The sequence below is a fragment of the Bacillus cereus group sp. BceL062 genome (assembly GCF_051780025.1).
Taxonomy (GTDB): Bacteria; Bacillota; Bacilli; order Bacillales; family Bacillaceae_G; genus Bacillus_A; species Bacillus_A toyonensis.
This window is the reverse complement of sequence record NZ_JBPWGY010000011.1, coordinates 100,858-124,520: the sequence shown is the minus strand read 5'-3', so window position 1 is coordinate 124,520 and position 23,663 is coordinate 100,858. Positions and strand designations below refer to the sequence as shown.

Sequence of the window (23,663 nt, the reverse complement as noted above, 5' to 3'; positions counted from 1 at the left end):
TGAATATATAAGTTAGTTATGATAAAATTTAATTTGAATACGCTTTCTTGATTTTTCGCTCCAACATACAGCAAGAGAGAGGGAATCTTATGAATAGACGGAACGTAGTTAAAGATTTAAAGCAGTTTGAATTATTTGCTCATTTAACAGAAAAGAAATTGAAAGGTTTAACGGAGTTTGTCTATTGGCGAACTTATAAAAAAGGTCAATTTTTATTTTTAGAAGGGGATTCAAGAGAAAGAATTTACTTCATGTTAGATGGTTTTGTAAAGTTAGAGCGGGTAAATCAAAGTGGGAATTTATTATATGATGACTATGTAAAGCGGTATTCTATTTTTCCTTATGGTGGTATGTTTACAGACAGAGGATATAACTATACGGCAGAAGCGATGACAGATGTAGAGGTATATTATATTCCGACAGTAATTTTTGAAGATATGGTGAAATCTAGTAGGACGCAATTAATGTACGTTGTTCAGCAATTATCATCAATATTAAAACTAAACGAAAATCGAGTGCAAAACATTACAATTCCTAATGCACAAGATCGAGTCATTCAAACATTAAATTATTTAATGCAAGATTTAGGAGAACAGAGTGGCGAAACAATTGTAATTTCATGCCCACTTACAACAATTGAAATATCAAAAATATCGGGTACGTCTCGAGAGACGGTTAGCGGCGTATTAAAACAATTAAAAAACGATAGTATTGTTACAATTTTGGATAAAAAAATTACAATACATAATCCAACATATTTTGAGGAAATCTCTATGTGAAAATTGCATATGGATTTTCTAATTCATACTGTATATTAATAAAGTTCTTTATATATTTATAAGGAGCTTTTTTACGTTATCCTCTATAAAAAGATTGTATAGTATGGTAAAAATAGCTAAAATCGATAATAAAAAAGTAAGGGGAAGGAGAGGAAGAATGGTCCGAATTGAGTATGATCGATTAGTAGCTATTTGTTACAGTATAGGGGTTTTGTTATTATTAAAAATTCCAAACGATAATGAATTAATTGGGGAAAAACTATTCAATTTCTATAATGTTCCGGTACATACATATATTTATATGGATTATAAAGTCTCAAATATAGTAATTGTTTCTGTCGTACTACATATAATCGCATTTATATTATTTGTAAAATGGTTAGTAAAAAAGAAATCTAGTACATTTAGAACAATGAATAAGATAAAAGTAGTAGGCATTAGTATTTTGATTTTAATGATGCCGTTTATGCTAAATAACATCCTCCAGACATTGAATAAAACATGGCACTACGCAGGAAAAACAGGGGTAGAGGCGATAGAATATAAAAAAGAAGATAGCCAATGTAGAATGGAGAAAAATGGAGAGGATATTGAACAAAAGTGCATTGTTACTTTAAAAAATTATCGTAATCATTCACAAGCATTAAAAGTTGTTTTATATGATAATGCAACAGAGACTTCCAAAAGTTATCCAGTACCGAAACCAGTCTATTTACAAAAACATGAGACAAAGCAATTCGAATTTCAAATTCCTGTTGCTCATAATAACGGTATTGAAAAAGATAAAGTACCAAATATTAAATTACATTCATTGCATAAAAATGATGAGAAATACAATTAATCCGTAATTGAAAGTTTATGAGTAGGAGCAATAATTTGAAAAGATATAGAAAATTAACTTGAATCATCCAACATGCTGCGAGGTAACGGCATATTGGATGATTTTTTATTTTATCGCCTTTTTACGTATGAAAGGGTGGGATACTTTGTTGAAAACGAAAAACATTGCAAGGATCATATATGGTTTTCACTTTACGTAATCTGTGAAAGTTAGAGCCATAATAACTAGTTTGCCAATTTTTAATGTCGATATCGGGCCAATTGACATAATCACCTAGCGTATAAGGATCTAAGTTTTCTCTTAAATCTTTAACCCAGCGTATATTTCGATTTTCTTCATCATCGCATTTCCAAGAAGTAATATATTCTTGCGCAATAATTGCTTTGCGATGGAAATAAGCTGTTTCAGTAGGCGAAATATTTTCCACAGCACCTACGAGCGATTGGTGCCAAATACTCGCATCTTTATTTGGTGCATGAGAAAGAAAATATTGCATGATTTGAATGCCTTTAAGAGGGATAGGTTTATATACGTAGGAACCGGACCGCTTGAAGTTTTCAGGGATGTTACCACTGTTAAAAAATTCAACAGCCTTTATATAAGGAACTTCATCTATAAAGAGAGAGGGGGTACCAGTTTCAAGAAGCGGTGATAATAAGGAATGGAGTTCAGATGGAGAGCCAACAAACTCACCTTGTGCCTCAACTTTATTTTGTTGCTTTGCGAATAATTCAATTGATGAAGTGAGACCTTCATCTATATAAGGCGCCCAGTTTTGCCAAGCTTGAAATGCAGCGATAAAATCTTCCCATTCCCATGTGATGGAGAAGATTGATACATTTTTTATAGGATGTACTCGAAAAGTTAAAGAAGTAACAATTCCGAAGTTTCCACCACCGCCGCCGCGGCACGCCCAAAACAAGTTAGGGTTTTCTTGTTCGTTTGCACGAATGATTTTTGCGCCCAATTTACCGCATGCTTGTACCATTTCAAATTCTACTAATTGATCACATGTTAATCCAAATAAGCGTGAAAGCATACCGATACCACCACCAAGTGTTAATCCAACAATTCCAACACTTGCACTTGTACCAGCCGGTATTGTAACACCATAATTCCAAAGTTCTTTATAAACCGTACCAAGATTTGCACCAGCTTCAATTGTTGCTGTTAATTTATTTGTATTAACAGTAATGCGATGCATTTCACTCACATCAATAATAAGTCCTCTATTTAAAAGAGAAAAATTTTCATAGCTATGACGTCCGCTTCTTAAGCGAAATGGTATATGACGTTCACGTGCCCATTTTAAGGCATTACACACATCATTTTTATTTTGGCAAAAAACAATAATACAAGGGAGTTTTGGAATACTTAAATTTAAATTCATTCGGGCTACGTCATAGTCAGGATCTGAGGGAACAACGATACGACCTGTTAATTTTGTTTGTTTCAATTTATCACTCCTTTCTAAAATAAGCAGTGCTTTTTATTAATATATGAAAAGCGTATGTAACGTGCGTGGACAAGAGCAGGTAAGGAATGAGATTTACCTTTGCGAGAAATAAATAAAGTGAAACTTTAATCAGTGGGAGTTTTGTTCCTCCTCCACTGATTATTAGCCTTCACCAATCGGACTTTAACGGGCAGCCCGATCCCCACCGAACTTCTTTACTTTCGCTGAATTTTGAGGTGGGGTTCTTACTGCCCGGCCAATAGCGGGATAAAGCATAAGAATAAGGAATCTACATAGAGTTCAATGAAAACAGTTGCAAACTATTCATATTTTGTTATGATAGTGTTACGAAAACGTTTGCATAAAATTCCGATGGGATGCAAAAGGAGAGAATGACTATGAATAAGACATGGTGGAAAGAAGCAGTTGCTTATCAAATTTATCCACGAAGCTTTATGGATTCAAATGGTGATGGTATTGGAGATTTACAAGGTATTATTGCAAAGCTGGATTATTTAAAAGATTTAGGTATAGATGTAATTTGGATTTGTCCAATGTATAAGTCTCCCAATGATGATAATGGTTATGATATTAGTGATTATCAAGATATTATGGATGAGTTTGGTACAATGGCGGATTTTGATGCTTTATTAGATGAAGTTCATAAGCGTGACATGAAGCTTATTATTGATTTAGTTATTAATCATACGAGTGATGAACATCCATGGTTTATTGAATCTCGTTCATCTAAAGACAATCCGAAGCGTGATTGGTACATTTGGCATGATGGTAAAGATGGTGCGGAACCAAACAACTGGGAAAGTATTTTTAATGGTTCGGCATGGGAATATGATGAAGTAACAGAACAATATTATTTACATTTATTCTCACGTAAACAACCAGATTTAAACTGGGAGAATAAAGAAGTTCGTGAAGTGTTATACGATACAGTTAATTGGTGGCTTGATAAGGGAATTGATGGTTTCCGTGTTGATGCAATTAGCCATATTAAAAAAGAAGATGGCTTCAACGATATGCCAAATCCAAAAGAATTAAAATATGTACCATCTTTTGATAAACATATGAATGTGGATGGTATTCAACCTTTATTAGAAGAGTTAAAAGAAAATACATTTTCTAAGTACGATATTATGACTGTTGGTGAAGCGAATGGTGTTAAGATTGAAGATGCTGAGCTTTGGGTTGGAGAAGAGCAAGGTAAATTCAATATGGTATTCCAGTTTGAACATTTAAGCTTATGGGATGCAGAAAAGAAGAAAGATCTTGATGTTGTAGGATTGAAAAAGGTATTAACGAAATGGCAAAAAGGATTAGAGAATAAAGGATGGAATGCTTTATATATCGAGAATCACGATAAGCCACGTATCGTTTCAACGTGGGGAGATGATAAACAATATTGGCGTGAAAGTGCAACAGCTCTAGGAGCGATGTATTTCTTTATGCACGGTACACCGTTTATTTATCAAGGACAAGAAATTGGTATGACAAATGTTCAGTTACCAAATATTGAAGATTACGATGATGTAGCAATTAAAAATTTATATCGAGAGAAAATTGCAGAAGGCGTATCACATCAAGATATGATGGAAATTATATGGGCTTCTTGCCGTGATAATTCACGTACACCTATGCAGTGGAACGATGAGATGAATGCTGGTTTCACAACAAGTGCACCTTGGTTTGGCATGAATCCAAATTACAAAGAAATTAATGTTGAAAAGCAAAAAAATGACGAAAAGTCTATTTTCAATTTCTATAAGACAATGATTGCCTTGAAAAAAGAGCACGATGTATTGAATTATGGTACGTACGATTTACTTTTAGAGGACGATCCACAAATTTATGCATATACACGTACGTTACAGGATGAAAAAGTCATTGTAATTAGTAATATCTCAAAAGAGGAAGCTGTGTATAATGAGCCTTTATTCGCAATAGAACGCAAACGTTTGCTTTTAAATAACTATGAAGTTGCGGAACATGAACAATTAACTACAATCACGTTAAAACCTTATGAAACAAGGGTTTATCGCATTTCATAATACAAAAGGATGCTCCTTGAGCATCTTTTTTTATGAAAAAAAATAAATTTCTATTGCAATGTGAAAACGCTTTTATTAAAATAGATTTATGAAAACGGTTGCGTAACAAAAAAAGATAAAGCAATATGAGGAATCGTTTTCATAAGAGAAACAGAAATTATAATTTAAATCATTATGTTGTTATAAATAAAGGGGAGGAAGAACAGATGAAAATTACGTCTTTTGATTTTTGGCAAAAGTTCGGGAAAGCATTATTAGTTGTTGTAGCTGTAATGCCAGCAGCTGGTTTAATGATTTCCATCGGTAAGCTAATTGGAATGTCTGCTGGGGATATTAACGCAGTTCATACTATTGCTCGTGTAATGGAAGACATCGGTTGGGCAATTATTACAAATTTACACATTTTATTTGCAGTAGCAATTGGGGGATCTTGGGCGAAGGATCGCGCAGGTGGTGCATTTGCAGCACTGTTAGCATTCGTCTTAACAAATCGAATTACAGGAGCAATATTTGGCGTAAACGCTCAAATGTTAGCGGATTCAAAAGCGACAGTTTCTTCAGTATTAGCAGGAGATTTAGTTGTAAAAGATTACTTTACTTCTGTACTTGGTGCACCAGCATTAAACATGGGAGTTTTCGTAGGGATTATTACAGGTTTCTTAGGAGCTACTTTATATAACAAATACTATAACTATAATAAACTGCCACAGGCATTAGCATTCTTTAATGGAAAACGATTCGTACCATTCGTTGTAATTGTTTGGTCTACAGTCACTGCGATTGTATTATCACTTTTATGGCCATTTATCCAAAGTGGATTAAATGAATTTGGTCGCTGGATTGCAGCATCTAAAGATAGTGCGCCAGTTGTTGCGCCATTTGTATATGGAACGTTAGAACGTTTATTATTACCATTCGGACTGCATCATATGTTAACGATTCCGATGAATTACACAGAGCTAGGCGGAACATATACGATGTTAACTGGCTCAAAAGTTGGACAAATTGTAGCAGGACAAGATCCATTATGGCTTGCATGGATTACAGACTTAAATAATTTATTAGCAAGTGGAGATACGAAAGCATATAACGATTTATTAAATAACGTTGTACCAGCTCGTTTCAAAGCTGGACAAGTTATCGGCTCAACAGCAGCGTTAATGGGGATTGCTTTTGCGATGTTCCGTAATGTTGATAAAGAAAAACGTGCAAAATATAAACCAATGTTCTTATCAGCAGCATTAGCAGTATTTTTAACAGGTGTAACAGAACCAATTGAATTCATGTTCATGTTTATTGCACCAGTACTATATGTTGTATATGCTATTACAACAGGACTTGCATTTGCATTAGCAGATTTAATCAACTTACGTGTTCACGCATTTGGATTTATTGAGTTAATTACTCGTACACCGATGATGGTTAATGCAGGACTAACAAGAGATTTAATCAATTTCGTTATCGTTTCATTAGTATTCTTCGGTCTTAACTTTACATTATTCAATTTCTTAATTAAAAAGTTCAATTTACCAACACCAGGACGTGCAGGTAACTATATTGATAATGAAGATGAGTCATCAGAAGGAACAGGAAATGTACAAGATGGTTCATTAGCAACAAAAGTTATTGATTTATTAGGTGGAAAAGAAAATATTGCTGACGTAGATGCTTGTATGACGCGTTTACGTGTAACAGTAAAAGATTTAGATGTTGTTGCACCAGAAGCGCAGTGGAAACAAAATGGTGCTTTAGGACTAATCGTAAAAGATAAAGGTGTACAAGCAGTATATGGTCCGAAAGCTGACGTATTAAAGTCAGACATTCAAGATATGTTAGGTGCGTAATAATATGAAATTGCTAACTTTAAACTGTCACTCTTGGCAAGAAGAGAATCAAATGGAAAAGATAAAATATCTTGCTAAAGTCATTCAAGAAGAAGAATACGATGTCATCGCATTGCAAGAAGTCAGTCAGTCGATACAAGCTGAAAATGTATGCGGTAACAAGAAAAAAGATAATTTTGGACTTTTACTATTAGAAGAGTTAAAAGCGTTACATGTAAAAGATTACAATATTACTTGGGATTTCTCTCATATTGGTTATGATGTGTATGAAGAAGGATTAGCGATTCTGACGAAACATAATGTTATAAAAGAAGATATGTTTTTTGTATCAGAAAATAAGGATACAACGTATTGGAAAACACGCAAAATTGTAAGTGCAACAATTGCTTATAATGGTAAGGATATAACGTTTTATTCTTGCCATCTAGGTTGGTGGAATGATGAAGAAGAATCATTCCAAGGTCAAGTCGATCGTTTGATGGAGCGTGTAGATAACAATGAACTTTCCTTCTTAATGGGGGATTTTAATAATAATGCTCGTTTGCAGGGTGAAGGTTATGAATATTTGATGCAAAAAGGTTTGTACGACACATACGAACTAGCGATAGAGAAGGATGAAGGAACAACTGTCCAAGGCGAGATTGCTGGTTGGGATGAAAATAAACATAATTTGCGAATCGATTTAATAGTGTGTAACCAAAGTAAAAGAGTTCGTTCTTCAAAAGTTATTTTTAATGGTACAAATCGAAATGTAATTTCAGATCATTTCGGTGTAGAGGTTCAATTAGATATATAATAGAAGAAATCCTCACAGATGATGAAAAGCTGTGAGGATTTTTTTTAGGAATACAAGTATTTCCAAGAGAAAATACTTGTATTTTTTATGACATTTCCTATATATTTGTTATTATTGAATGTAAAACTAATTTGGTCATTTTGTATGCATACTTTTTTTACTTCGTTATATAATGAAGTAAGTGAAATATTTAATGGGAAAAATAGTGTGTTTTCGTTTAATCCACGATGTAGAAAGTGATATAATTGCAAAATGTATGTATCATTTTCTAAAGAAGGAAAAATATATAATTAGGTGATAACTTCTATGAAACAAATTTGGCGTATTTATAAGACAGATTTACGGAATGTAGCTAAACATTGGGCTGCAATTGTTATTGTTTTAGGGTTAATGATTTTACCATCGTTATATGCATGGTTTAACATTAAAGCTTCTTGGGATCCATATGGAAATACAAAAGAGGTTCCCATTGCAGTTTCTAACCAAGATGCAGGCTCTAATTTAAGGGGGAAAGATATCAATATCGGGAAAGAGATTGTAGATTCTCTTAAGAAAAACAAAAACCTTGGTTGGAAATTTGTAGACGAAAAACAGGCAATTTACGGAGTTGAGCGTGGAGATTATTATGCAAGTATTACGATTCCGAAAGACTTCTCTGAAAAAATTGCAACTGTTCTGGATGAAAATCCACAGAAACCAGAACTTGATTACTATGTAAATGAAAAGGTAAATGCGATTGCACCGAAAATTACAGCAAAAGGTGCATCAGGTATTACAGAAGAAATTAGTAAAAACTTTGTTAAAACAGCGAATGGTGAGATTTTTAAAATCTTCAATGACCTTGGAATCGATTTAGAAACAAACTTACCAAGTATCGAGAAAGTAAAAGATCTTGTCTTTAAGTTAGAAGCGCAGTTCCCAGAAATGAATACACTGATGGATAAGGCGTTAGATGATGCGACTCGAGCAGAAGATGTTGTGAAAGTAGCACAAAAAGAGTTACCGGTTGTAGAAAGTGTTATTAATGATGGGCAAGAAGCGTTAGGGAATTTAGATAAGTTCTTTGCAAACAATGATCAAACATTGCAAAATGCACCTGGGACGATACGAAATCATTTAACAGCGGCTAAAAATGTAATGGATAAAGCTAATGCTTTTACGGATTTTTTAATGCACCCGGGAATAGACTTTTCTGGTATGAAAGGATTGCCGGAGTTTCCAGCGCGTCCGGATCTTTCAAAGTTAAACGATGAAGGTTATAAAAATATTGCAAGAAATATTAATCAAACAGTGAATAACGTTTTAAACTCGGCACGTGCAGGAACAACATACGGTAAAAGTGTTGTAAACGGATTGCAAAATGGTCAATTTGATCCAGAAAAGGCAAAACAAGATCTTAATGCGGTTTCTGAAAATCTTCAAGGCCGTACAGATAGTATCACATATCTTATTAATGTATTTACTGAACTACAAAAATCGGCGACGACTGATTTTGGTCAAAGCTTTTTCCAAGGGCGAGTGGATCGCTTAACTAAGCTGAAAAGCGGTATGGAAAATGCAAACAACGGTATTAAAGATATTGTAAATGTTATTGGCACAGGTCAAGAAGTAAAGAAAGATGTAACAGATGTAGCGAATCAAAAATTAGATGTAGCAAACGGATTAATTGATCAAGCAGAAAAAGATTATAATGAAACGTTTGTAGCAGATTATAAAAAAGCAGTTAGCACAGTTGATCAAGCTAAAGCTGATGCAAATGAAGCGTATGATAGTGTGAAAAATGAATATGATAAGTTCAAAAATGGTGTTGAAGATGCTAAAGCAAACATATCAAATAAAGGTGTTACTGATTTAGAGTGGGCAAAAGTATCTTTAAACGATTTAAATGGTCAATTACAAGCTACTAAGAATCTAATTGGTGATGCGATTCCGGTTCTAGAAAGCACAAATAAGGTATTAGCAGATGTAAATAGTGACAAAAACCTTAATAATGGAATTGCAAAATTGAATAAGGCACAAAATGCTGTTCAAAAAGGTATAGATGCAACAAATAAGGCAACTACATTAATTAACAATGGACAGAAGCCTACAAAAGAGGTTGTAGAAAGTATTAATGAAGCAACTAAAAATGCTTCAGCTCAATTAGGAGATTTCTTAGCAACATATGATTCAGAAATCGTTCCAAACTTTAACACAGCAATTGAGCGTACGAAACGTATGTCTAAAAACACAACTCAAATTTTAAGCGAAGCAGACAAAAAGCTTCCAGATGTTAAAAAATTACTAGAAGATTCATCAAAAGGCTTAGTAGACGGTAGAAAGAAATTAGCAGACATTAAAGCTGAAATGCCGGAGACTGAGAAAAAGATTAAAGAATTAGCAGATAAAATTCGTGATTTTGAATCTGAAGAAGATTTAAAAGACATCATACGCCTATTGAAAAATGATGTTGAAAAGCAAAGTGATTACTTTGCGAATCCAGTAAATTTAAAAGAGAATAAATTATTTGCGATGCCGAACTACGGTTCGGCGATGTCACCATTCTATACAGTGCTTGCATTATGGGTAGGCGCATTATTAATGGTTTCATTATTAACAGTAGAAGTACATGAAGAGGGCGCAAATTATAAGAGCCATGAAGTTTACTTCGGACGTTTATTAACATTCTTAACGATAGGTCTTTCACAAGCGTTTATCGTATCAATGGGAGATATATTCTTACTCGGTACGTACGTAGTCGATAAATTCTGGTTTGTGTTATTTAGTTTATTTATTGGTGGAGTCTTCGTTTGTATCGTATACTCACTCGTTTCTATTTTCGGAAACGTTGGGAAATCGATGGCGATTATTTTACTTGTACTGCAAGTAGCAGGATCGGGCGGAACATTCCCAATTCAAATGACACCGGCGTTCTTCCAAGCACTTTATCCGTTCTTACCATTCACATACGCAATTAGTGCAATTCGTGAAACAGTGGGTGGAATGCTTTGGGATATCGTAACAAGAGATTTACTTGTATTAAGTGTTTTCGTAGTAGTTATGATTGTTGCTGCGTTATTACTGAAAACACCAATTAATAAATCAAGTGAAAAATTCGTTGAGAATGCAAAAGGAAGTAAAATCATTCACTAAAATAAAAGGTTCCTACCGATAGAGGTAGGAACCTTTTTTGTTTAATCAAATTTTAATTTCTTTAATGCTTCTGCGAACGGGTTATTTAATGGTTCTTCTTCTTTGTTCTGTTGTTTCAAATATTTTTGAACGTCACGCTTATCAGCTTTGTTTCCAGATTCTTTTTTACGTCGCTCCTGGAATGTCGATAATTTTTCGCGATAGCCACATTTACATGCAAAGATTTGACCTTCACCTTCACCACGTAGTTCTAGTTTCTTCTTACATTGTGGACAACGAGCGTTTGTTGTGCGAGATACATTTTTACGATGACCACATTCACGGTCTTGGCATACGAGCATTTTTCCTTTTTTGCCGTTTACTTCTAGCATCGGTTTACCACAGTCTGGACAAGACTTCGTTGAAATGTTGTCATGTTTATATTTTTTATCGCTCGATTTAATTTCAGAAACAATTTCTTTCGTATAGTTCTTCATTTCAGAAATGAAGACTTCTTTTTTCAGTTTACCTTTTGCGATAGCCTCAAGTTTTTGTTCCCATTCACCAGTTAGTGTAGGAGATTTTAACTCTTCTGGTACTAAATCAAGTAACTGACGGCCTTTTGATGTAATGTGAATATCTTTACCACGCTTTTCAAGTAAAAATGAATTGAAGAGTTTGTCGATAATATCTGCACGTGTCGCTACAGTGCCTAATCCACCAGTCGATTTTAACGTATCAGCAAGTTGTTTATTTTGCGTATCCATATATTTTGTAGGATTCTCCATTGCTGAAAGTAAAGTCGCTTCATTAAATCGTGCAGGTGGCTTTGTTTGACCTGATGTTTGCATAATTAACTTTACAGCTAATGTATCACCTTTTTCAATGTGAGGTAGAAGCTGCTCTTTTACGTCATCAGTTACATCATCGTCTTCAAAGCGATTTTCGTATACTTCTTTCCAACCAGCGTGTAAAACCGTTTTTCCGCGTGCAATGAACGTTTCATTACCAACTTTTGTGCGTAACGTTAGTTGCTCGTATTCGAATGCTGGGAATAAAACAGCTAAGAAACGTTTCACAACTAAATCATAAATTTTACGCTCTTTATCTGTAAAGGATGAGAAGTTAACGTATCCTTCTGTTGGAATAATTGCGTGATGATCGCTTACTTTACTATCATCAACAAATGATTTATTAGGCTTAATTGGCTTTTGTAGTACTTTATGTGCTAAAGGACGATATTCCCCGACACCGCACGCTTTTAGACGTTCTGGAAGTGTTCCGACGATATCAGATGAAATGTAGCGTGAATCTGTACGAGGATACGTTAACACTTTATGTTGTTCATATAATTTCTGCATAATGTTTAATGTTTCTTTAGCAGAGTAACCAAACTTTTTATTTGCATCACGTTGTAATTCAGTTAAATCGTAAAGGCCAGGGGAGAATGACTTCTTCTGTTTTTTATCAATTTCCACAACAGTGGCATTTTGTTTATCTAGATTTTTTACAATACCATCAATTTTTTCTTTATTAAAGCTACGGCTATTACCGTTTGCATCTTGCCAAGTTAGTTTTAACTTATCAGTTGTTTGCGCTTCGATACCGTAGTAAGTTTGAGCTTTGAAGTTCTTTATTTCATCTTCACGACTAGCGATCATAGCGACAGTAGGCGTTTGTACACGACCGCAATTTAGTTGAGCGTTAAAGCGAGTTGTTAAAGCTCGAGTCGCGTTAAGGCCGATATACCAGTCAGCTTCTGAACGTGCAACTGCTGAAGCGTATAAATTGTCATATGCCTTACCTGGTTTTAAATTTGCAAAACCATCTTTAATTGCTTTATCGGTTACAGAAGAAATCCATAAACGTTTAATTGGTTTATTCAACTTAACTTTATCGATAATCCAGCGTGCGACTAATTCGCCTTCACGACCTGCGTCTGTAGCGACAATAATTTCATTTACATCTTTTCTAAGTAGCTGGCTTTTCACAGCATTAAACTGTTTACCAGTTTGTTTAATAACCGTTAATTTCAAACGCTCCGGTAGCATCGGTAAGTCTTCTAAATTCCACTTTTTATATTTCACATCATAGCTTTCTGGATCTGCTAATGTAACGAGATGACCTAAAGCCCAAGTTACAATATATTTACTACCTTCAAGATAGCCGTTTCCTTTTTTATCACACTTCAGTACACGAGCAATATCTCGCGCAACGGAAGGTTTTTCAGCGATTACAACGCTTTTTGACATATTAAAAACATCCTTTCAAATTTCCATAAGTTAAATATAGCATACATTTTCTTCAGATTCAGTTTCGCTTGAGGTTTGAGCTGTTTTAGTGGAATGAACAAAACTCCCACTGATTAAAGTTTCACTTTATACGGAAAAGTAAAGAACTTGTTATTTTACTAGAATAAGAGTAGACTTTGAAGTAGATGAATAAGAAACACATGGGAGTTTGTGGATGCAAACTGAGAGTATGACTAATCCGTCATTGACCATTTGAACCTGTTGGATAATGCCAGCGTAGGGAGAGTGTAAAAGCACATGTTCAGGCACTTTGCATACGCGCAAAGTGCCTTTTTGTGTATCTCCCATCATTATAGTTAGGAGATGAAAAGGATGAATATGAAAGAAATTAGTAAAGTAGTGGATTTAGTGAGGGAATCTAATCCGCTCGTTCATAATATTACAAATGTTGTTGTAACAAACTTTACAGCGAACGGTTTGTTAGCACTAGGGGCATCACCTGTAATGGCGTATGCAAAAGAAGAAGTAGCAGAAATGGCTAGCATTGCGGGAGCGTTAGTATTAAATATGGGAACACTTCGTCCCGAGGAAGTAGAAGCGATGTTACTTGCTGGTAAGTCGGCTAATACGAATGATGTACCAGTATTGTTTGATCCTGTTGGCGCAGGAGCAACATCGTATCGAACAGAAGTTGCGAGACATATTCCAGCTGAAATAGATCTAGCGATAATTCGTGGGAATGCAGCTGAAGTAGCTAACGTTATTAATGAGAGATGGGAAATTAAAGGGGTAGACGCTGGTACTGGAAATGGCAATGTTGTCAATATTGCAAAACAGGCAGCAGAGGAATTGAATACAGTTGCGGTCATTACTGGAAAAGAAGATGTCGTTACAGATGGAGAGCGAACGATTCTTATTCGAAACGGTCACTCTATTTTAACAAAGGTTACTGGAACGGGTTGTTTACTAACTTCTGTAATAGGAGCATTTGTTGCGGTAGAAAAAGATTATGTAAAGGCAGCAGTAGCCGCAGTAACATTTTATGGTGTAGCTGCGGAACTAGCAGCTGCTAAGACGGTAGAAAAAGGGCCTGGTAGTTTCCAAATTGAATTTTTAAATCAATTAGCGAATACAACTTCCAGTGATATTGAGAAGTATGGGGAAATTGAGGAGTTAGAGTAAGGGGGATGAAACACATGATGCGTATTGAAACCAAGAAAATGTCTAACCTATTACAAGTGTATTTTATTATGGGAAGCAATAATTGCATGAAGGATCCGTTAGCTATATTGAAAGAAGCGTTAGACGGTGGAGTGACACTTTTTCAATTTCGTGAAAAGGGAGAAGGGACTTTAACTGGAGAGGATAGAGTGCGTTTTGCAAAGAAATTGCAGGCGCTTTGCAAGGAATATGGTGTTCCTTTCATTGTAAATGATGATGTAGAATTGGCCGTTGAATTAGATGCAGATGGTGTTCATGTAGGACAAGATGATGAAGGGATTACATCTGTTCGTGAAAAGATGGGAGATAAAATTATCGGTGTATCTACACATACAATTGAAGAAGCAAAATGGGCGATTGAAAACGGAGCTGATTATTTAGGAGTTGGCCCTATTTTCCCAACGAGTACGAAAAAAGATACGAAAGCTGTTCAAGGAACGAAAGGTTTAGCTCATTTTAGAGAACAAGGAATTACAGTGCCGATTGTTGGTATCGGTGGGATTACAATTGAAAATACTGCTGCCGTTATAGAAGCGGGTGCTGATGGTGTTTCAGTTATTTCTGCAATTAGTCTAGCGGATTCTGCGTATGAAAGTACGAAGCGATTAGCTGGGGAAGTAAATAAGTGTTTGTAGATAAAAGACCACGTAGTATGAAAATACTACGTGGTCTTTTGTCGTATAAAACAAGATATGCCGCCTAAACTAGTATGTATAAACATATATTGTTTCGGAGGCGAAGGCATGATTGTATTTCAGGATATTATAGCTGCTTATGAGAAAATGAAGGGCATTGTACATATGACCCCATTAGATTATTCAAGTACATTTAGTGAGTTATCACAGAATGAAGTGTATTTAAAGCTGGAGAATTTACAAAAGACAGGCTCTTTTAAAGTACGTGGTTCTTATAATAAAATGGTTTCTCTTGAGAAAGGTGATTTAGAAAATGGTGTTGTTGCGGCATCTGCTGGAAATCATGCGCAAGGAGTCGCTTATTCTAGTAATATGCTTAGTATTCCTTGTACGATTGTGATGCCAAAAGGTGCTCCGTTAAGTAAGGTGCTTGCGACAAAAAAGTACGGTGCACATGTAGAATTACAAGGTGATGTATTTGATGATGCGTTAGCTTATGCACTAGATTTAAAAGAGAAGACAGGAGCGAAATTTGTACATCCATTTGATGATGAAGCAGTAATTGCTGGTCAAGGTACAGTCGGTCTGGAAATATTACAACAGCTGGAAGATGTAGAGGCTGTTATTTGTCCTATTGGAGGTGGAGGATTAATTGCAGGAGTTGCGATGGCAATTAAAGAACAAAAGCCATCAGTAAAAATATACGGGGTGCAGACACTTGCTTGTCCGGGAATGAAACAGTCACTTGAGGAAAAGAAGGTAATAACAGTAGAGTCGACGCCAACTATGGCGGATGGAATCGCGGTTAAAAGGCCAGGTGATTTGACTTTTGAACTTGTACAACGTTATGTGGACGATGTGTTTTGTGTAGATGAAATGGAAATTGCCCGAACGATGTTAATGCTTCTTGAACGGAACAAATTGTTGGTTGAAGGGTCTGGTGCGAGCTCATTAGCTTCTTTGCTTTATCGCAAAATCCCAATAAAAGAAAAAAAGGTCGTATCCGTAATAAGTGGTGGAAATGTCGATGTAAACTTTATTTCGCGTATTATTGAGCATGGAATGGTTGAAGCAGGACGCTTCATTCACATCGCGACAATGATTAAAGATAAGCCAGGCTATTTGCATCATTTGCTCCAGATTGTAACAAATTTTGAAGCGAATGTATTAAATATACATTTAGAACGGATTGGTACAAAGGTATTTCCAGGATATGCGCAATTGCACTTGTCATTAGAAACGAAAGATAGAAATCATATTGAAGAAATATTGAGTGGTTTAAAAAAGAAAGGGTATGTTGTAGAAGTTATTGATTGAAAAAATTAAACAAACGTTTAATTAAAAAAGCACAAACCCTTTTAAATTATAGGTTTGTGCTTTTTATTTAAAACATAATTGAAATTAAGAGCATTCCAATTCCGATAGAAGTAAAGGTTGCGATTAAGCCGGGAATCATGAAGCTATGATTTAAAACGTATTTACCGATACCTGTTGTACCAGTGCGGTCGAAGTTAATGGCAGCAACGATTGTTCCATAGTTTGGAATGAAGAAGTATCCGTTTACTGCAGGGAACATAGCAATCAGTAATGCTGGCGGAATACCAAGAGACAGTCCAAGTGGCATTAAGGCACGAACTGTTGCTGCTTGGCTGTACAGTAAAATAGATAGAATGAATAATGCAATAGCAAATAGCCATGGTGCACTTGTAACTAAGTGCTGAATTGATCCTTGAATCATATTTAAGTTTCCGTTAAAGAAAGTATCTCCCATCCAAGCGATACCGAAAATAGCAACAACCGCTGTTGCTCCAGCTTTAAAGACGTTACCAGACACAATGCTTTCTACATTTGGTTTACAGAAAATAATAATAAGAGCTGCGATGGTTAACATAACCATTTCAATTGTGTTTGGCATGGAAAGACGAACTAGCTTCCCGTCAACCATCCATCCTGGACGAAGTGCTTCAAATGAACCAAGAAGTACGACAAGGAAAGTTCCTACTAGGAAAAGAATAACTGATAATTTAGCGCCTTTTACACCTACAAATTCTTTTTTCTCTTCAAGCTTAGGAATCATACCTTCTTTTAATCGTTTTAAGTATTCAGGGTCTTCATTTAGTTCTTTCCCCATTTTACTAGCAACGAATGCAGCTACCATACAAGCGATGAAAGTAGAAGGGATACTTACTTTTAAAATATCTAATAAAGTAATTTTATAGTCAGCTAACATTGCTAAAAGGGCAACTGTAGCAGCTGAAATGGGACTAGCTGTAATTGCTTGTTGAGAAGCAATTACGGCAATTGACATTGGTCGTTCTGGTCTAATTCCTGATTCACGAGAGACTTCTGCGATAACAGGAAGTACAGAATAGGCAACGTGACCAGTGCCAGCACATAGTGTGAATAAATAAGTAACAATTGGAGCGAAAAATGTAATGCGCTTTGGATTTTTTCGTAAAGCTTTCTCAGCTAGATGCACAAGATAGTCCATTCCTCCAGCGGCTTGTAAAGCACCAGCAGCAGTAATTACTGCTAAAATCATAAGCATTACATCGATAGGAGGAGCGGTTGGTTGCAAGTGGAAGACAAAAACGAGTATTGCCATACCAACTCCGCCCATTACTCCTAAGCCAACTCCGCCTAGGCGTGCACCAATAAAAATGCAGAGTAATAAGGTAAGAAATTGTAGCCAAAACATGATAAATTACCTCCGAAATTCATAAGTTAAGATATATTCGAATAATTTAATTTAAATGAAAATTAGTGAAATATCCGAAGGGATCTTTGATTTATATACGTTTTTTATTATATAACATAAAAAAAGTAACATTCACGTATTTTGTTAAATTATTTCGAAAAAATAATACATTAGAATTTTATATTTATATCTCTAAATAAGTAGACATTTTAATTTAAATGTTGTAACCTTGGAAAGAGAATAATTTAATTCTCATAGAACTCCCATATCGTTCAACTCGTTCAGCGAGAAAGGCAAACTGATGGAAACATGAGGGCGCAAAACTATAGGGGCTAAGGTCGAGAGGCTATGCTAGCCAGTTACCGGACGGATAGGGTTGGTCTTGACCAATGCTTTTTACATTGGTCTTTTTTTATTCTCGAACATATTGAGAATCATTTCAAACAAAATATTCATATATTTTGTTTTTTTGTTTTAAATAATTAAGGAAGGTGAATATTGATGAAAAAGTATTGGCATAAGTTATCGTTTCTTCAAAAGAACGTCTTATTAACTGTATTAGTTATTTTGACGCTTGTTGGAAGTATGGGCGCGTTAAGTTTCAATTTGTTTCAAAATAGTATGATGTCTTTATTTGAAAGGCAGTCTATTGAAACAGGAGAGATAGTAGTACATGACTTGGATACAGAATTAGTTAAAGATATGGCGAAAGATCCTACAACCGAAAGAGTAAAAAAAGAAAAGTTAACAGAGCAATTAGATGAAGTGACAAAAGGTTTAAAAAGTGTGGGACAAACGTATGTTACAGGAGCAAAGCCGAATGAAAAACGAGAATTACAAATCGTTGGTTTGACTACAGAGTTAGCAAATGCGGTGCCTGTAAAGTCGGGAGATTATTATGAACAACCGACTCATTGGATGAATGCATATGATAAAGTGATGGATACGAAAAAGGCCCAAATGACAGAAGTATATGAAGATGAATTAGGTTCGTGGGTGACAATATTAGAACCAATTAAAGATGGAGAAAACAATATTGTTGCAATTGTTGCGGCTGATTTAGATGCTTCTATCGTTCCTAGTACAAAGAAGAATTTTTTGATACAGGGTTTACTCTTTATTATTATTTCATTAGCAATCGCGACTATTGCTCAATTCTTTATCGTACGTAACTCGTTAGCTCCATTAAAAGATTTACGAGAGGGATTACGTAAGATTGGTGAAGGTGACTTAAGTATTAAATTAAAAGAAAGACCAGATGATATTGGAATTATTAATGTTTATTTCAATGATACGATTGAGAAATTTAAAGGGATTATAGATAAAGTTAGGCAGACCGCTGAGCAAGTTTCTTCTTCTTCACATGAATTGTCGGCAAGCACCGAGGAAAATAGCATGGCAGTTCAAGAGATTGCAAGTTCTATTGAAGGTTTAAGAGTGGGGGCACAGTCTCAAGAAACTTCAGTCCAACAATGCTTAGGAATTGTGCATGGAATGGAAGATAAGGTAGAAGAGATAACTGGAGCTGCGAAACAAGTTGCGGTTGCCTCAGAAGGTATGGAGCAACATTCAATTGAAGGTAATGAAGTGATTGGACAAATTATTAATCAAATGAGTTTAATCCAAAATGCAGTGAAAGATTTATCTTCTATTATTTATTCATTAGAAACAAGATCAAAAGAAATTAGTGATATTGTAACTGTAATTACAGGTATTTCAAATCAAACAAATTTATTAGCTTTAAATGCTTCTATTGAAGCTTCTCGTGCTGGAGCAGCTGGAAGAGGATTTGCAGTTGTTGCTGATGAAGTACGTAAATTAGCAGAACAAACTGAAACGTCAGCGAAAGATATAGCAAAATTAATTAGTGAAACACAAGCTGAAACAGAAGAGGCTGTAGTTTCAATGCAAAAAGGTTCAAAAGAAGTAGAATCTGGAATTTCACTTGTTCAAAGTAGTGGTGCTTTCTTTGAAAAAATCTCGAAATCAGCACAATCTGTTAAAAATCAAGTGAAAGCTGTTTCTGGCAATTCGAGTGATATTTTACAAAATAGCCAGAATATCGTTCAAGTCGTAAATGAATTATCACATATTGCAAATACTTATGCGAATAGTAGTAGTAATGTTGAAGAAAGCATGAAGGAGCAAGAAATATCAGTACAAGATATTGCAGAATTAGCGACTTCTTTAAGTTGGCTTTCTCAGGAATTACAAGAGCTAATTGGTGAGTTTAAAAGCGAATAAGGAAAAGTGAAACTTTAATCAGGGGGGCAGCCCCCTTTGATTTTGAGTTGAACAAATCTGCCCGTTAATACGGGATAATAAAGGTGTGAATTTTCACACCTTTATTATATTTAGGAGAGGAATTTACATAAATATGAAATTAGCGATTTCTTATAATGAGATGGTAAAAGAATTTTTAGGGAAAGTAGAAGGGAGTATTCAAATACCTAAAGATGCGCAAAAGATAGAGTTTGGAATAAAAAGAAAAACTATACCATTTCCAAAATTGACTCATATTGTAGATTTAATAGGAGCAACTGCAACGTGGTTGTATCATATTTCTAAAGAACAGCACATTATCGTGCTTTACCATACAAGAGGAAGTTTATTTCCTATTACTATTCAAGTTTCTAATTATCTTTCCTATGAAAGTTTGAACTTTCAGATTGTAGAGCAAGTGGAACAGATCCAAAAAATGAACGAGGGAGAAATAGTAGCGTTTCAAAATAGTAATGATTCATCTGAAATGTCACCTATTATTATTGGTGAAACGTATTATGAGCTACAAGACAAGAATACGTTACAATTTGTATTCAATAAAAATATGCAAAGTGTAGAAATGATATTTAATAGTGTTAATTGGAAAGAGACAACGATTACTCGTTATGCACAACAAATACAAGGTGTTTTAATTTATACATCACAAAATGCTAATAAATGTATAAAACATTTTAATGTTGTTACAGAGGCCGAGATGGCACTTTATAGTCAAGTGAATGATACGACAGCAGTATATCCTGAGAAAAGTATCGTCGATATGTTCTATAATACTGTTACTCAATTTCCAAATCGTATAGCTTTATCTTCAAGGGAAGGTACTTTAACTTATGAGGAGCTAAATAAAAAAAGTAATCAAATAGCTCATATGTTAATGAAAAACGGCGTCCAATTAGGAGACTATGTTGGAATATTTATGAAACGTAGCATAGACACAGTAGTAAGTATGGTAGCTATATTAAAAGCTGGTGCAGCGTATGTTCCGATTGATCCAGATTATCCGGAAAGTAGAATACAGTACATTATTCAAGATAGCCAAGCGAAAGTTATATTGATGAAAGAGACGCCTATAACATGTGATGGGGTTCAAACAGTTTCAATGTATGATAGTGAAACTTATGAAGATATAGATGTAAAGTTGTCTATTCATTGTGATGATGTAGCTTATATGATTTATACATCTGGTTCAACAGGGAATCCAAAGGGAACGATGTTAGCACATAGAGGCGTTGTTAATCTGTACACTTGGATGCAAAAGCAATATGAATTGACAGAAGAGGATGTATTTGCCCAATTTCCTTCCTTTAGTTTCGATGCTTCTGTATGGGAGTCATTTGCTTCTTTATTCTGCGGAGGAAACTTGTATGTATTATTAGAGGAAGAGCGATTGTCTGTAGAAGCATTTGCAAATGCAATCTATAAAGTGAAAGCAACTTCGATCTTGGCATTAGCGACAATTTTTGTTCGACAAGTAGCAACTTATTTAGCAGAAGAAAATATATATAAGCTAGCTTCCCTGAAAAGAATTGCGATTGGCGGTGAAATGTTGCCTGTAGAGGTTATTAGATTGTGGAGAGAAAGAATAAGTACAAATGTTGAAATTCATAATGTATACGGACCGACAGAATGTACTGTAGTGACGACAACCTATAAAATACCTAATCAGTTAAATGAGGATGTTGCGAGTATTCCCATTGGTAAACCATGTGCTAATTATCAAGTTATGATTTTGGATGAGAATATGAATCTTTGTCCAATTGGTGTACCTGGTGAATTATATATAGATTCAGTAGGATTAGCAAAAGGGTATTTTAATAAGCCTAATAAAACAATTGAAGCTTTTATTCCGAACCCCTTTAATCCTATAGTTAATATATATAAAACGGGTGATATCGTTAAGTTGCTAGAGGATGGAAATATAGAGTTTTTACATCGGAAAGATGATCAAGTAAAAATTAGAGGACATCGTATTGAACTAGGAGAAATCCAAAGTAAAATTTCTCAAAATCATAATATAAAAGAAAATGCTGTTTTTGCTAAGAAGAGCAAGGAAGGTAGCCAATATTTAATCGCATTCTATACAACTTTGAACAAAAAGGAAATACCAGAATTAGTTTATCAGTTACAAGAGCAGTTACCGGATTATATGGTACCATCTAAATTAATTTATATTAATGAACTACCACTTACACCAAATAAAAAGGTTGATGTTAAAAAGTTAGCTCAATTAGAAGAAAAGTACGAGCCGGTTCGTCTACAGGAATATGTCGCGCCTTCTATTAAAGCGGAGAAACAGATAGCGAAAGCTTGGGCAGAGGTATTAGGAATTTCAAAAATTGGAGTGCATGATGATTTCTTTACAATTGGTGGACATTCGTTGAAAGTATTGAGAGTCTTAACATTGTTAAAAGAAGATTTTTCACATTTAACAATTCAAGATTTCTTTAAAGAAAGAACGATATATGGATTAGCTAGAATTGAGAGAGAAGTAAAAGTAGAGACAGAAGAAGTATTTCGTGAATATAAGGTGATTCACGAACCGAATACTATTACTTATTCGAATGTTTTAGAAGACACTAACATCTCAAATGTCTTTTTAACTGGAGCTACTGGTTATTTGGGGTCGCACATATTATATGAATTATTGAGAGATACATCTGCTACCATTTATTGTTTAGTAAGACCGACGAAAGATGTGCAACAAAGAATTATCGATACATTAACAAGCTACTTTAATGATATATGTGAAGAGTGGTTACAGCGTATACAGGCTGTACCTGGTGATTTGGGAGAAGAGTATCTTGGGATGAGCGAAGAGGAATTTATTTTAATTAGTTCTAAGGTCGATACGGTAATTCATTGCGGTGCAGATGTAAGACATTTTGGAGATGTAAAACAATTTAAAAATGTGAACGTCCAAGGCACGAGCCGTATGCTAGCGTTAGCCGGGAATGGTGCTACATTCCACTTTATCTCTACAATTGGTATTCCGATAGAATTAGCGGTAGAGCAATGGGATACATATATGGAAACAGGTGATTTCAATTATAATGTAGAGTTAGAGAATGTGTATTCCGATAGTAAACTACAGGCGGAAAATCTTGTTCGTGAAGCTTTGAAGAGCGGCATACGAGGGAATATTTATCGTGCAGGTAACCTAGCATGTCATTCAGAAACGGGTTCGTTCCAACAAAACATTGAAGGAAATGCATTTTATCGTCTTATTAAAACGATGCTTCTAATTGGAAAGGCACCAAATGTGAAGTGGAAAGTTGATTTTACACCAATTGACTTTGCCAGTAAGTCGATTGTATCGTATTTACAAGATCCAAAAATTGTAGGAGAGACGTTACATATTTGTCATCCACATCAAGTTGAATTTGAACATTTTATAAAGCTAATTGAGGGATGTGGATACAATCTTGAAATGGTTCCACTTTCGGAATATGTAAATATCGGGCTTGAATTAGCAAAAGGAAATGAAGAAATATCAGAGTTAATTGCTTCTCAAGTTGCAGGAGATGGAGCACAGCAATCTGAAATTGTCATGGGTACTCGTAGAACAAATGAATGGATTAAGAAAAAAGAGCTGATAGTGCCAGCGATTAATAAAGAATTTATTCAGTTGTTATTAGCTCATGGTGAAAAATTTGGATATTTTCCAAAAGTAATGAAATGATTATGTAC

14 protein-coding genes and 2 riboswitches are annotated in these 23,663 nt (G+C 34.9%); of the genes, 11 read left to right on the top strand and 3 right to left on the bottom strand.

The genetic code is table 11. The annotated features are described in order from the left end of the window. The first annotated feature begins 89 nt into the window (after positions 1–89). Positions 90–779 carry a Crp/Fnr family transcriptional regulator gene (locus ACS2MN_RS23350; RefSeq protein ID WP_001081909.1) on the top strand — a complete coding sequence of 230 codons (690 nt, stop codon included), beginning with the start codon at positions 90–92 and terminating at the stop codon, positions 777–779. A 157-nt stretch (positions 780–936) separates the two neighbouring features. Beyond that, positions 937–1,620, top strand: coding sequence for an ABC transporter permease (locus ACS2MN_RS23345; protein ID WP_098710292.1), 684 nt, complete (start codon positions 937–939; stop codon positions 1,618–1,620). Positions 1,621–1,741: 121 nt separating this feature from the next. Here the strand turns inward: ACS2MN_RS23345 and ACS2MN_RS23340 are convergent, their stop codons facing one another. After that, positions 1,742–3,076 carry an FAD-dependent oxidoreductase gene (locus ACS2MN_RS23340; protein ID WP_438894778.1) on the bottom strand — a complete coding sequence of 445 codons (1,335 nt, stop codon included), beginning with the start codon at positions 3,074–3,076 and terminating at the stop codon, positions 1,742–1,744. 398 nt (positions 3,077–3,474) lie between these two features. Between ACS2MN_RS23340 and ACS2MN_RS23335 the strand changes: the two genes are divergently transcribed. The 4 genes from ACS2MN_RS23335 to ACS2MN_RS23320 all read left to right on the top strand — a co-directional run bounded on the left by ACS2MN_RS23335 (position 3,475) and on the right by ACS2MN_RS23320 (position 10,911). Next, entirely contained in the window at positions 3,475–5,139 is a 1,665-nt protein-coding gene (locus ACS2MN_RS23335) for a glycoside hydrolase family 13 protein (RefSeq protein ID WP_087951257.1), read from the top strand. 206 nt (positions 5,140–5,345) lie between these two features. Next, positions 5,346–6,983, top strand: a complete 1,638-nt coding sequence (locus ACS2MN_RS23330) for a PTS transporter subunit IIBC (protein WP_000705554.1) — start codon at positions 5,346–5,348, stop codon at positions 6,981–6,983. Positions 6,984–6,987: 4 nt separating this feature from the next. After that, the gene (locus ACS2MN_RS23325) at positions 6,988–7,779 is read left to right on the top strand and encodes an endonuclease/exonuclease/phosphatase family protein (RefSeq protein ID WP_087951256.1); all 792 of its coding nucleotides are present in this window, start codon (positions 6,988–6,990) and stop codon (positions 7,777–7,779) included. 306 nt (positions 7,780–8,085) lie between these two features. Beyond that, positions 8,086–10,911 (top strand): YhgE/Pip domain-containing protein, encoded by a 2,826-nt coding sequence (locus ACS2MN_RS23320; RefSeq protein WP_224993528.1) that lies wholly within the window; start codon positions 8,086–8,088, stop codon positions 10,909–10,911. A 41-nt stretch (positions 10,912–10,952) separates the two neighbouring features. On the opposite strand, the gene topB is transcribed toward ACS2MN_RS23320, so the two are convergent. Next, positions 10,953–13,142 carry a DNA topoisomerase III gene (topB, locus tag ACS2MN_RS23315; protein ID WP_000047306.1) on the bottom strand — a complete coding sequence of 730 codons (2,190 nt, stop codon included), beginning with the start codon at positions 13,140–13,142 and terminating at the stop codon, positions 10,953–10,955. Between the two features lie 190 nt (positions 13,143–13,332). Further along, a riboswitch (TPP riboswitch) is annotated at positions 13,333–13,442 on the top strand. 72 nt (positions 13,443–13,514) lie between these two features. Here topB and thiM point away from each other — a divergent pair. From thiM to ilvA, 3 genes are all read left to right on the top strand, one after another. After that, entirely contained in the window at positions 13,515–14,324 is an 810-nt protein-coding gene (gene thiM / locus ACS2MN_RS23310) for a hydroxyethylthiazole kinase (RefSeq protein ID WP_087951254.1), read from the top strand. A gap of 14 nt (positions 14,325–14,338) precedes the next feature. Then, the gene (gene thiE, locus ACS2MN_RS23305; protein ID WP_000984529.1) at positions 14,339–14,998 is read left to right on the top strand and encodes a thiamine phosphate synthase; all 660 of its coding nucleotides are present in this window, start codon (positions 14,339–14,341) and stop codon (positions 14,996–14,998) included. Positions 14,999–15,106: 108 nt separating this feature from the next. Continuing rightward, entirely contained in the window at positions 15,107–16,315 is a 1,209-nt protein-coding gene (ilvA, locus tag ACS2MN_RS23300; RefSeq protein ID WP_098954541.1) for a threonine ammonia-lyase, read from the top strand. 67 nt (positions 16,316–16,382) lie between these two features. On the opposite strand, the gene ACS2MN_RS23295 is transcribed toward ilvA, so the two are convergent. Beyond that, complete coding sequence (locus ACS2MN_RS23295; protein WP_000498718.1) at positions 16,383–17,696, bottom strand: anaerobic C4-dicarboxylate transporter family protein; 1,314 nt, start codon at positions 17,694–17,696, stop codon at positions 16,383–16,385. Positions 17,697–17,978: 282 nt separating this feature from the next. After that, a riboswitch (cyclic di-GMP riboswitch) is annotated at positions 17,979–18,063 on the top strand. Between the two features lie 134 nt (positions 18,064–18,197). On the opposite strand from ACS2MN_RS23295, the gene ACS2MN_RS23290 reads away from it, so the two are divergent. Then, the gene (locus ACS2MN_RS23290; RefSeq protein ID WP_088055827.1) at positions 18,198–19,940 is read left to right on the top strand and encodes a methyl-accepting chemotaxis protein; all 1,743 of its coding nucleotides are present in this window, start codon (positions 18,198–18,200) and stop codon (positions 19,938–19,940) included. 133 nt (positions 19,941–20,073) lie between these two features. Continuing rightward, positions 20,074–23,655, top strand: a complete 3,582-nt coding sequence (locus tag ACS2MN_RS23285; RefSeq protein WP_346994889.1) for a non-ribosomal peptide synthetase family protein — start codon at positions 20,074–20,076, stop codon at positions 23,653–23,655. Positions 23,656–23,663 lie beyond the last annotated feature (8 nt).

What these genes read in the sequence shown, in the direction of transcription:
- ACS2MN_RS23285 (WP_346994889.1), top strand. Translation starts at nt 20,074, where the DNA reads ATGAAATTAGCGATTTCTTATAATGAGATGGTAAAAGAATTTTTAGGG.
- thiE (WP_000984529.1), top strand. Translation starts at nt 14,339, where the DNA reads ATGATGCGTATTGAAACCAAGAAAATGTCTAACCTATTACAAGTGTAT.
- ACS2MN_RS23335 (WP_087951257.1), top strand. Translation starts at nt 3,475, where the DNA reads ATGAATAAGACATGGTGGAAAGAAGCAGTTGCTTATCAAATTTATCCA.
- thiM (WP_087951254.1), top strand. Translation starts at nt 13,515, where the DNA reads ATGAATATGAAAGAAATTAGTAAAGTAGTGGATTTAGTGAGGGAATCT.
- topB (WP_000047306.1), bottom strand. Translation starts at nt 13,142, where the DNA reads ATGTCAAAAAGCGTTGTAATCGCTGAAAAACCTTCCGTTGCGCGAGAT.
- ACS2MN_RS23295 (WP_000498718.1), bottom strand. Translation starts at nt 17,696, where the DNA reads ATGTTTTGGCTACAATTTCTTACCTTATTACTCTGCATTTTTATTGGT.
- ACS2MN_RS23290 (WP_088055827.1), top strand. Translation starts at nt 18,198, where the DNA reads ATGAAAAAGTATTGGCATAAGTTATCGTTTCTTCAAAAGAACGTCTTA.
- ACS2MN_RS23345 (WP_098710292.1), top strand. Translation starts at nt 937, where the DNA reads ATGGTCCGAATTGAGTATGATCGATTAGTAGCTATTTGTTACAGTATA.
- ilvA (WP_098954541.1), top strand. Translation starts at nt 15,107, where the DNA reads ATGATTGTATTTCAGGATATTATAGCTGCTTATGAGAAAATGAAGGGC.
- ACS2MN_RS23320 (WP_224993528.1), top strand. Translation starts at nt 8,086, where the DNA reads ATGAAACAAATTTGGCGTATTTATAAGACAGATTTACGGAATGTAGCT.
- ACS2MN_RS23350 (WP_001081909.1), top strand. Translation starts at nt 90, where the DNA reads ATGAATAGACGGAACGTAGTTAAAGATTTAAAGCAGTTTGAATTATTT.
- ACS2MN_RS23330 (WP_000705554.1), top strand. Translation starts at nt 5,346, where the DNA reads ATGAAAATTACGTCTTTTGATTTTTGGCAAAAGTTCGGGAAAGCATTA.
- ACS2MN_RS23325 (WP_087951256.1), top strand. Translation starts at nt 6,988, where the DNA reads ATGAAATTGCTAACTTTAAACTGTCACTCTTGGCAAGAAGAGAATCAA.